This is a genomic window from Vagococcus sp. CY53-2 (genome assembly GCF_022604695.1).
Taxonomy (GTDB): domain Bacteria; phylum Bacillota; class Bacilli; order Lactobacillales; family Vagococcaceae; genus Vagococcus.
Window position 1 is genome coordinate 24,012 of the sequence record NZ_JALAHP010000005.1, and the last position, 12,133, is coordinate 36,144.

The following is a 12,133-nucleotide window of genomic DNA, read 5'->3' on the forward strand; positions in this document are numbered from 1 at the left end:
AGATCTTATCAGCTTTAAACGAGAAAGGTAATATTTAAAAGATTTGTAACTGGTTGACATGTAAACAGAAACACATGTAAGTGAATTAGAAGTTTAAACAAGATAGAAAGGCGTGGGAATTTGAAATCTTCCTTATTAACAAAATAAGACCTAACAGGTGTTTAAGATTTATTGGAGAAACAAAAGGCACTCCAATGTGAAACGTACGACAAAAAGCACAAAATCCTGTTAGGTCTATTTTTTATCAAAAAATAACTAAATCCTATTATAAAAAAAGAATGATGAGTCATCTCATCATTCTTTTAATCTTTCAGGCATCATAAATTCAAGAAATTCAGTCAACCCATCTTGAATAAACAATTCTTCTCTGTCATACATAGATAAAGACGTTCTAATCAGAGGTTCTTTATTATCCAATATTTTTTGTGCCCAATGAGGATCAATAATCATAGAACGACCAACTGCTACAAAATCAGCATTCTCTAGAACATTTTGGACATCTTTTGAAGTTCTCACATCACCTATTCCAATTAAAGGGACTCTATTATTTATTTTTTGATAAACATATTCAAGCATCGATTTATCCTGATAAGAAGGAGAAACAGATTTACGATTATAATCATTTAAAGAAATATGAAGATAATCCAATCCTTTATTAGATAATTTATCGATTAAGAACAACGTATCTTCAAATTTAATACCAGGATTTTCAAACTCCTCTGGTGAGAATCGATACCCAATAATAAAATTTTCTACATCTGATTGATCAACTGTATCAATTATTTCATCAACAATAGTATCAATAAAATGGTATCTTTTTTCTAATGTGCCACCCCATTCATCTTTTCGTCGATTAGAATGTGGTGAGAAAAATTGTTGAATAATATAAGTATTTGCTCCATGTATTTCAACTCCATCAAATCCTGCCTTGATTGCACGAATTGTCGCTTGCTTGAAGCTATCGATTAAATGTAAAATATCACTTTCAGTCATTTCACGTGGCATTTCCGCATCTGGTCTTTCTGCAGCTATACTGCTTGCTGAAATTGGTTGAGTACCACGTAAAATCTGAGAATTAGTCATTCTTCCAGCATGAAAAATTTGTAGAATAGCCTTGGTGCCATTTTTTTTAATACTACTTGCAAGTTTACTCAAACCAGGAATCTGTCTATCGTCATAAACTCCCAATTCGCCTTCCCATCCTTTACCATCTTCTTGAACATTAGCTGCAGCTGTGATTACTGCTCCCACGCCACCTGAGCGCAACCCATAATAATTTGCTTCATCCGTTGTAATAACACCATCGTAAAAAGACATCTTAGTTGTCATCGGGGCCATAAACAATCTATTTTTTAATGTTAATCCTCGCTTAAATGTTACACTATCAGTAAAATTCTTCAACATGATCCTCACCTTTCATGAAAGTTTTATATAAATGCATGCGCACGCATTTTATGGATAGTATGTTATAATAAAAAAAGTCTATGAGCAAGCATAATGACTTAATCATAAACGTTCATTTAGGATAATTTCTATATATCTCTCAGCTTCAATCAACATATTTTTTCCTTTTTTTGTTAGATGGATATATATACCACGTTTGTCATCTAGACACGTCGTTCTTTCTATCATACCATAATCTTCACTTTCCATTCTAACCATCATTCTAGACATCGCACTTTGACTTAAATTAAAATATTTACTTATATCAATCAATTTAATACAGTGGCTAGGTGTCTTTCCCAAATAATATAAAACATAATATTCATTTAATGATAAATTCACTTTTCTTTTTAGTGTATTTTCTAATTTTTTTTCTAGCTTATTATGTTGATTGGTATAATCTAACCATCTCTCCATTAATTTATTTTCCATACTCACATTCCTCACCGTATTATGTATCATATCTACACTATACATCATTTAATTAACTAATAAAATGAATAATATTTTTAATGTATTAGCCTATTATTATCTAATGTAATAATAGTAACTTTAACAATTATTTATAATTATTACACTATTTATTAACAAAAAATTCACAAATTATAGATATTATATAAATGTACCAACAAAACAACCCTAACAAACTTTTTCATTTTATTTACTCCTCCAAAGTAAATAAAAACAACTCCTTCCTTGAATGGTTAAGCCATTCAAGGTTTTTTTATTTCTCAACCTATAAAAACAATAATGATTTAATTACTTCATTATTTCCTATTTCTAATGGTTATGAACAACAAATTATATCATCGTAAGTTAGAATCTTTGACATTCTTTTTACTTGTACATAGTATTAGCGTTAAGAAATAAGAAGGGGGGCATTGAAATGAATGAAAATTATTTAACTACATCTCATGGGGCACATGTTGGAGATAATCAAAATTCCTTAACTGCAGGGGAATTTGGTCCTGTCTTAATTCAAGATGTTCATTTATTAGAAAAATTAGCACATTTCAACCGAGAACGTGTTCCTGAACGTGTTGTCCACGCAAAAGGAGCGGGTGCTCACGGTATTTTTAAAGTAACAAATGATGTTTCTCATTATACAAAAGCAAATTTTTTATCAGAAGTTGGTAAAGAAACAGACATGTTTATCAGATTATCAACTGTAGCTGGAGAATTAGGTGCTGCTGATACATTACGTGATCCTAGAGGTTTTGCAATTAAATTTTATACGGAAGAAGGAAATTATGATTTAGTAGGAAATAATACACCAATCTTTTTTATCCGTGATCCTCTAAAATTTCCAGATTTTATACATACACAAAAACGTGATCCAAGAACCCATCTAAAAAGCCCGACTGCTATGTGGGATTTTTGGTCTCTTTCGCCAGAATCATTACACCAAGTGACTATTTTAATGAGTGATCGTGGTATTCCTGCAACGTTTCGTCATATGCATGGTTACGGCAGTCATACATATACTTGGGTAAATCAAACAGGTGAAAAATATTTTATTAAATACCATTTTAGAACAAACCAAGGTGTCAAAAACTTAGATTCTTCATTAGCTGCAAAATTAGCGGGTGAAAATCCAGATTATCATATTGAAGATTTATCAAATGCTATCAAACATGATGACTTTCCTTCTTGGACACTCTATGTTCAAATCATTCCTTTTGAAGACGGACTAAATATGAAAGAGACTCTATTTGATGTCACAAAAACTGTATCGCAAAAAACTTATCCTCTCGTTGAAGTTGGAGTCATGACATTAAATCGTAACCCGGAAAATTACTTTTCTGAAGTAGAACAAGCCACATTCTCTCCTGGTAACACTGTACCTGGTATTGATGTATCACCTGACAAATTATTACAAGGTCGTTTATTTGCATATGGAGATGCTCATAGATACCGTGTTGGTGCTAATAGTGCTCAACTTCCAATAAACATGCCAAAAGCAACCGTTCACAATCATCAACAAGATGGTGCTATGGCGTATAAAAATGTAAACGGAAGCATAAATTATGAGCCAAACAGCTTTGATAGAACAATAGAAGATAAACAAGCTAAATCTACGAATTACGAAGTCACAGGCGAAGTAGGTAATTATAGTTATAATGATGATTTTTATACTCAACCTGGCATCTTATACAATATTTTTTCTGAAGAAGAAAAAGAGCGTTTAACCGATAACATCGTTGCATCGCTATCACTTGTTGAAAATGAAGAAATCAAAAAACGTCAAGTGGCGCAATTCTACAAAGTGGATAAAGACTACGGAGAACGTGTAGCTAAAAAGTTAAACTTAAACATATAACTAAATCATTCACTATAAACGTGCCAAGTATTAAAAAAAGGAAATAATAAAGTATCCAATCTAAACAATAGATTATAAATTTTAGTATAATGCTTGATGTAATTCGGCTATAGCCTTTTTAGGTACCATTTTTATTAGTAGGTATATTTTATCCTATAAACCAAGCACATAAAAAAGCCAAGAGTAACATGACTCTTGGCTTTTCATTAGTTTCTAAATTGTGCGTCATATAATTTTTTATATGCTCCTTGTTTTTGCATTAACTCTTCATGTGTGCCACTTTCAACGATACCTGTTGTATCAATGACAACAATGCGAGTTGCATCCTTAATTGTCGCTAAACGGTGTGCGATGATCAGAGTCGTGCGTCCTTTAGCCAGTGAACCTAGTGACTCTTGAATCACTTGTTCTGTTTCTGTATCAAGAGCTGATGTGGCTTCATCTAAAATTAAAATTGGTGGATTCTTTAAAAACATACGAGCAATCGCCACACGCTGTTTCTGTCCGCCTGATAATCTCACACCACGTTCGCCGATGACTGTGTCTAACCCATCAGGCAAGCCGTCTATAACTTGTTCTAAATGAGCGAGTTTCACGGCCTCTAGCATATCTTCTTCTGTTGCATCTAATCTTCCATATAAAATATTTTCCTTAATCGTTCCTGGAAATAAAAAGACATCTTGTTGGACTAATCCAATTTGTTCACGCAATGATTTTAATGTAACGTCTTGAATGTTTTGACCATCAATCAAAATATCACCACTATCAATATCATAAAAGCGTGGTAATAAATGGCATAAGGTTGTTTTCCCTGCCCCACTTGGCCCAACAAAAGCCACTGTTTCCCCTGATTTTATATCTAAAGATAAGTTATCAAATACTTGCGTGCCATCACTGTAGCTAAATGAAACATCTCTGTATTCAATGTTTCCTGTCACTGGTTTTAAGTCAACTGCCGTGTCACTATCTTGGATAGAGGGCTCTTTGTCAATCTCTTCAACAAATCGCTTGAATCCGGCAAACCCTTTTGGATAACTCTCAATCATAATATTGATTTTCTCAATTGGTCTAGCAAACACATTTGATAACAAGATAAACCCAACGAAATTCCCATTGGTTATGTCCCCACGTATCGTGTAATAAGACCCAAATAATAAAGCAAATAAATTAATCAACCGAATCATCAAATAGTTATATGATGAACTCACTGCCATCGTTTTATAAAAAGCTAGTTTTGATTGACGATATAATTCATTTAGTCCGGCAAACCGAGTGACCTCATGTTCTTCATTGGCAAAAGCTTGCGTCACACGAATTCCACTCACACTGGCTTCAATTCCTGCGTTAAATTCACCAAGATTTTCATAAATCGTTGTATTGACTTTTGTCATTTTTTTATTGAAAAAGACTAATGCAATCGTAATGAAAGGCACCATCACAGCTGTCGCAAAAGCTAGTTGAGGATGAATTTGAAACATCAATAAAAATGCCCCTACAAGTGTCATAATCGTGATGAACACATCTTCTGGTCCATGATGAGCCAGTTCTGAAATTTCAAATAAATCACTCGTTAAACGTGTCATCAACTTTCCTGTTTTTTGGTTGTCATAATAATCGTAAGGTTGTTTTTGCAAGTGCGTAAATAACTCATTACGCATATCCGTTTCGATATTAACCCCTAACTTATGTCCAAAATAAACCACGACATACTGTAATGTGGTATTGATGACATAAAATCCAAACAATGCCGCACTGACTAATAAAATCAAGCGAATATTTTTTAACGGCATAATTTTATCAATCACTTGATTAACAATAACCGGAAATGATAATTCAAGTAATGCTGCGATAATTGCACCTGTAAAATCGACAATGAATAATGCTTTATACGGTCGATAATACGAAAAGAATCGTTTTACCATCTAACTCCTCCTAAATAAATGCTGTAAAATAAACTAACTATAACATACAAAAAGAAAAACATGAAAGAGTGGCCTTTCATGTTAATCCTCATCACCAATGGCTAAAATATGTTTAATATCATCCATAGTCATTGATGACAATTCTGGTGCATCTTCTGAATGAAGGACTTTTTGGAACAAGGCTTTCTTTTCTAATTGAAGTTGATTCATTCGTTCTTCAATGGTGCCTTCAGCTAATAATCGCCATACTTCTACTTTTTTTGTTTGACCTATACGATGAGCTCGACCCGTTGCTTGTTCCTCAACTGCTGGATTCCACCATAAATCATATAAAATGACCGTATCTGCTCCTGTAAGGTTTAATCCTGTTCCACCAGCTTTAAGTGAAATCAAGAAAACATCTTTTTCGCCACGATTAAATCGCTCCACTAATTCTTGACGCTCTTTCACCGGTGTACTGCCACGCAAGTAAAACGTGCCAACGTCTCTTTTTGCTAACTCATCTTCTAAAATGCTTAGCATCCCAGTAAATTGAGAAAATAACAATACGCGTCGACCATTACTTTTGGCTTGTTCAATCAAATCAAGTGCTTGATCCATTTTTCCCGAACCACCTGTGTAACCATCAATGAATAATCCTGGATGACAACAAATCTGACGCAGCCGAGTAATACCAGCTAAAATTGACATACGTTGTTTGTTGAAATCTTTTTCATTAAGCTGTGACATAGATTCTTGAATTTGTTTTAAATAAGCCACGTACACGGTTTTTTGTTCCTCTGTTAATTGAGAATATCGATCTGTTTCCACTTTATCTGGTAAATCTTGTAAGACTTCTTTTTTCACTCGACGTAATACAAAAGGCTTAATCATTGTGGCAACTTCAGTTGTTTCAAGCTGCTTAAACCGACGTTTTGGTGGGAAAAATCCCGGCATCAATAATTTAAATAATGACCATAATTCTTCTAATCTATTTTCAATTGGCGTCCCACTTAAAGCAAATACGCGATCTGATTTTAATCCAGATATTGATTGGAACGTTTTTGTTGTCGAATTTTTCACCATTTGTGCTTCATCTAAAATCACACTGTGACAATCAATTTTTCTAAATTCTGTACTATCTTGACGTAACGTTGAATAAGAAATAATCGCCACATCAACATCATCAAGTGACGCAATTTGTTCGTTTCTCTCTTCTTTTCCACCGATAATCAACTTAGATTTTAAACTTGGTGCAAATTTTTCTAACTCAAGTTGCCAATTATACAACAAACTAGCTGGAGCTACGATGACACTTGGTTTTGTCAGCTCGCCATCTTCTTTTTCTGACAGTAAATACGCAATAGTCTGAATGGTTTTACCTAACCCCATATCATCAGCTAATATGCCACCAAAATGATACTTACTAAGTGTTTTAAACCATTTAAATCCCGTGATTTGATAGTCACGTAACGTGGCATTTAATTTATTCGGTAAAGAAACTTCAACCTTTTCAGGATGGGTCAACTCGTCAACCATCGTTTCAAAATAATCACTCGTCTCAACATCTGATAACTGTGTCATAGCTTCACTCAATACTAAACTACGATACGTTGGGACTTCTAAACGATTACCATCTAGACGAATATCTTCACGCAACAAGCGTAGCATTTGATTGGTTTCTTTATATGCATCATCATCAAGCATCAACACCTGACCATTGCGTAGCTGATGATACTCTTTATTTTTCATTAAACTACTTAATACGTCATTGACTTCTGTTTCATCAACAGATGAAATATCAAATTGGATATCAAACCATGACCCATTTTCAATAATACGAGCTTTTGGTTGATGCTCATCTGCTGTTAAATACAAAGCTTTAATATCATCTGAAAGATGCACAGTCGTATATGTTTCAAACGTTGGAATTTCTCTTGTGAAGAAGTAAAAACGTTCCAAATCATTTGGAAAAGTTTTGCTATATTTTTGTGCATAAGTTCCGTACCCATAATGACGTAATAGTGTCAGTAGCCGTTCCTCTTGTACTTTATCACGTAACACGACACCTTCTTCACCGATGGACGTGCTATATTTCGATTCATTTGAAAAGACATAATCCCCGTAACAAAAATCAACACGAACTACTAATGATGCCTCTTCTTTGTGGAAGTACAACTTAATATCTAATGGATATCGTAATACCTCATCATCTAATGATTCGGGTAATTCAAAGTCACACAACAATGCTAGTTGAGGTAAAACATACGAAAAGAGTGAACTCACCTGATCTTTGGTATAGTAAATTGTTGGCTTATCAAGTCGTTTCAGCATTTGGGTTAATACTTGATAACTAGATGCTTGCTCTTCTGTTAATTCGTAAAAGCCATCTGTTCCAACTAACCATTGGTATTCTTCTAAAAACACAATAAACGGATCAATAATTGTCAATTCGTAATCCGTTAAACCCACTGGTGATAAAGTTACTGTCAACGGAATCTTCCCTTGATGAATCACCGCACGTTTAATCTGAGTATCAAACCCTTTTATAACAAATGACTTGTCATGTTTAAAGTGATCAAATAACTCACGTGCTTCTTGCTTACTTAATATCATATAGCGTCTATCAATCACAGATTTAGCTTGTGAGCGACTATTAACGACTAATGTTTGTTGTTCTTTCATAGCCAACATACTACGAATCAATGCATTATCTTCTGAATTAAATGCAGTTGCTCCGACTTTCCAATTAATCGTGCTAATCCGAATTTCCCTATCTTGTTTATATGCTTCTAAAAATTCATCCATATTTTTTACAACATACGTTTTATTTGGTGTATCTCGTCTTCCGATTCTTAAATGGAGTCCCAAAACGGATTGTTCATCATGATACTCAGACGTTGGGACAATGTCTATTCCATATGTTAAAAACAAATCATCTGTTTGTCTAATCAGTTTTCTAAGTTCTGCTTCTTGCAGTCGTTCAAATCCTTTTGTGAAAACAACAGCTGGAGAAATAACTTTTGGTGCATCTGTTTCTTTTAATTCCGTACGAGGAATAAATCGTGATACCCCTTGTTCACGCATTGCAAGTTCTACTGCTACTGTGTGCTTGCAATAACCATGTTGTTCCCAATACATACACTGGCATACATCATCTTCTTTAGCTGTTCCGTCTAGTTCAACATAAAGCATGTCACTTCCGATGACTTCAGCGTACCATACACGTCTTTCTAGATTTTTAGACCAAGAGACAACCCTGCCTTCTTTGGCACACTCTCGTCCTTCTTCTATTACTTTTTCCGGTATGGACCACTTCATTTTACCACTCCTTACGTGAATTCTAGCTGTGGTGTCGCATGACTTCGATTGTCTTTAGACACTGATATTTTTAATTGTTGTGGGATTCTTTCTTTTAATTCATTAACATGAGAAATAATGCCAATCAATCGATTACTCTCACCCATTGTTTCAAGCGCACGAATCGCTGTTTCAAGTGCTTCCTCATCTAGCGAGCCAAACCCTTCGTCAACAAACATCGCATCAATTTTCACACCGCCTGCTTCACTTTGAATCACTTCAGCTAGTGCCAATGCTAATGTAAGAGACGCAATAAAACTCTCGCCACCTGACAGAGTATTGACTCCTCTTAGTTGCCCCACATTGTCATCAAAAATATCAATTTCTAAACCTGTTTTTTTCTTCGAGGATTGTTTAGCATCTCTTAATGCAAAGGTATATCGACCTCGTGTGAGTTTTTTCAATGTGTGGTTTGCAACGGCCAAAATTTTACGCAGATAGCTTTGCAACACATATCGCTCAATGCTTAATTTATGGTCACTATCTCCATTTAACACATCTGATAACACACTCAGCTCATGCAATACTCGCATATCTTCTTTGATATCTGTCATCAATGTCTGAATCGTTTGAATTGTTTTATTGTTATTCTCCAATTTAATTTCTTGTTGACGTTTATCATCTATCACTTGTTCATACTTTTGGTTTGCTACTTGGTATAGTTTCTCTAATTTTGTTAAATCTGGTTTATCTGCTTCTTTCGTTTTATCTTTCAAGCTCGATAACGTTTCTTTTAATGAGTAAATTTCTTTTTCAAATTGAGCAATGGTTTCTTCATACCTGACTTTATTTTCTTTATCGGCTAAGATAGTTTGAAGCATCTCTTCATCCCACTGATAATCAAATAAAAAGGCTGTTTTACTTTTTTCAAGTTCGGTTAATTCGTTTTGTAGGACTTGTTTATTATGTTCTAATTCCTCTAGCCTTGTTTGTAATTTCGTTTTATCAGTCATCATCTCAGATAATGATTTGTCACATTGTTTGCTTTCTTCATACCAAGTATCAATTTGTTGCTTGATTGTTTTCTGTTCTTTTTTTGCTTCTTCAAAAGAAGTGATATCTGTTCCTATACGTTTTTTCAACTCATCATTACTATGTTGACACAATCGTTTTTCTTCTTTGATTTGCTGGATAGTAACCTGACTTTCACTTCGTTTTTTATCAAGCTGACCTAACTCAGCCTTAGCTTGTTCCAACTCTCCTTGTTTGACTTCAAGTTCTGTTAGCTGTTGTGTATAATCACTCACTTGTTGAGTGGTTATTTTAACTTGTTTAGTCACTGTTTCTAACCAATGTGTCTTATCTACCTCTGCCATATTAGTTGATATTTTCTCTGATAAACTGGTTTGTTTGGATACTAAACTAGTTACTTTATCTTGTATCGCATCTTTTTGTGCTTGTAGATGACTGATATCTTGAACTAACTGCTCTTCTTTTGTTGTGAGACCTTCTATTTCCTGTTCTAAGACATCAAACTCTTCTTTGGATAGTTGTGTTACATGAGCAGGTTCTGGATGGTCAATCGCGCCACAAACTGGACAAGGTTCACCGTTTATCAAATCTAAACTCAATCTAGCAATTTGACCTCGTGCCCACGAATCTTTTTTCTCTGCTAATTTAAGCTTTAAGTCCTCTAATTCTTTTTGTCGTAACGACATTGTCTCTTCATGTTTTTCATACTCTTTTTTTAAAGACTCTTCTTCACCAAGATAAGTTTGAAAAGATGTCACATCGTCTAATAATGCTGTTTCTTTCACTTGTTTTTCTTTTAAGTTAGTCAGTTCCTTGTATAAAGAAGGAATAGTATCCACTGCTTGTTGCAACTCATCTTGGCTTTTCTTAGCTTTTTCAACATGTGTTTCAAACTTTTTTAATTCAACTGCTTGTTTTTCTTCTTCTATGACTAACTCTGCTAGTTTTTTAACTAACTGTGCTTCTTCTTCAAATAATGGCAGACGTTCTTCTAATTTCACCAAATAAGTTTCAAGCTCTTTTATCGTTGTTTCTTGATTATCTAGTGCTCTTTTCTTATCAACTAATTCCAAGTAATGTTTTTCTACCTCGTGGAGTTCTGTTTTGGTTATCGTTTGTTGTTGCTCTTGTTCATCTAGCTTTATCTGAGAAGCGCTGATATCAATCAGTACTTTTTCTAATGGTTCTAATTGAGAAAAACGTGTCATACGTTGTTTCAAGTCATTGATTTTCTCTGTTTCAAGCAATCGTTTCTCTAGCATTTTTTCGGTTTCTTCTTTTTCGACAAATAATTTTTCTAACGCTCGAGCTACTTCTAACCTAGCAAGTTGGTCATCCCGTTCTTTCTTAACTAACGTCACATTATCATTTAAATCAGCAATGTGTTGCTCTTTTTTTTGTTTTTGTTTATCATATAACGCTAATTTTTCTTCGATTGTCCTATCACCTGACACAGTTTCTAGGAATTCTTCATCCCATTCGACTTGTTCAAAGAGCGTTTGTAATTTTTGTTGTTCTTTCTTTAACTCGTTAGATTGTTCTTTTTTCTTATCTTTAAGCTTTCTAGCGATTTCTTGATACTTAGAAGTATCAAATAACTGGCGTAAAACTGCTTCTTTATTGTCACTATCAGATTGTAGAAACCGTTGAAAATCACCTTGTGGCAACATCACGATTTGCGAAAATTGTTTTGCACTAAGTTGTAATAACTCTTGGATATGAATGTTAACATCCATTTGTTTGGTATACTGTGCTTCTTCTTTCCCATCTTCATCAAAAATCGTCAAAACTGATTTGGCTTTTTCTAATTTTTCTCCCTCACCACGTAACCTTCTACGTAATTGCTCCGGCTCACGAACGATATGATACGTTTTTTTGTCATGTTCAAACACAAATGTTACGCGTGTCACATCATCAATCGTCGAAAAATTTGACCGCATTTCTTTTGCTTCACGAGCGTCACCTGATGTATTTCCGTATAATGCATAACTCATCGCATCAAAAAGTGTTGTCTTCCCAGAACCTGTTTTACCTGAAATTAAAAACAATGATTGTGCGTAAAAAGAAGAAAAATCAATCGTCTCATCTTCATATGGTCCAAAATGTTCTAACGTTAATGTTAAAGGCTTCATGATTT

6 protein-coding genes are annotated in these 12,133 nt (G+C 34.2%); 1 reads left to right on the top strand and 5 read right to left on the bottom strand.

The window, feature by feature from the left end; translation table 11 throughout:
* Nucleotides 1-294: 294 nt before the first annotated feature.
* Both MN581_RS07890 and MN581_RS07895 read right to left on the bottom strand, forming a co-directional pair.
* Nucleotides 295-1,401 (bottom strand): NADH-dependent flavin oxidoreductase, encoded by a 1,107-nt coding sequence (locus MN581_RS07890; RefSeq protein ID WP_117973531.1) that lies wholly within the window; start codon nt 1,399-1,401, stop codon nt 295-297.
* A 105-nt stretch (nt 1,402-1,506) separates the two neighbouring features.
* The gene (locus MN581_RS07895) at nt 1,507-1,875 is read right to left on the bottom strand and encodes a MarR family transcriptional regulator (RefSeq protein ID WP_117973477.1); all 369 of its coding nucleotides are present in this window, start codon (nt 1,873-1,875) and stop codon (nt 1,507-1,509) included.
* Between the two features lie 454 nt (nt 1,876-2,329).
* Here MN581_RS07895 and MN581_RS07900 point away from each other — a divergent pair, with 454 nt between their 5' ends.
* On the top strand, nt 2,330-3,763 hold the full coding sequence (locus MN581_RS07900; protein ID WP_117973478.1) for a catalase: 1,434 nt from the start codon (nt 2,330-2,332) through the stop codon (nt 3,761-3,763).
* A 206-nt stretch (nt 3,764-3,969) separates the two neighbouring features.
* On the opposite strand, the gene MN581_RS07905 is transcribed toward MN581_RS07900, so the two are convergent.
* The 3 genes from MN581_RS07905 to MN581_RS07915 all read right to left on the bottom strand — a co-directional run bounded on the left by MN581_RS07905 (nt 3,970) and on the right by MN581_RS07915 (nt 12,128).
* On the bottom strand, nt 3,970-5,685 hold the full coding sequence (locus MN581_RS07905; protein WP_117973479.1) for an ABC transporter ATP-binding protein: 1,716 nt from the start codon (nt 5,683-5,685) through the stop codon (nt 3,970-3,972).
* An 81-nt stretch (nt 5,686-5,766) separates the two neighbouring features.
* Nucleotides 5,767-8,985 (bottom strand): DEAD/DEAH box helicase, encoded by a 3,219-nt coding sequence (locus MN581_RS07910; protein WP_241699568.1) that lies wholly within the window; start codon nt 8,983-8,985, stop codon nt 5,767-5,769.
* A gap of 11 nt (nt 8,986-8,996) precedes the next feature.
* Nucleotides 8,997-12,128, bottom strand: a complete 3,132-nt coding sequence (locus tag MN581_RS07915) for an SMC family ATPase (RefSeq protein ID WP_241699569.1) — start codon at nt 12,126-12,128, stop codon at nt 8,997-8,999.
* Between the last annotated feature and the right edge of the window lie 5 nt (nt 12,129-12,133).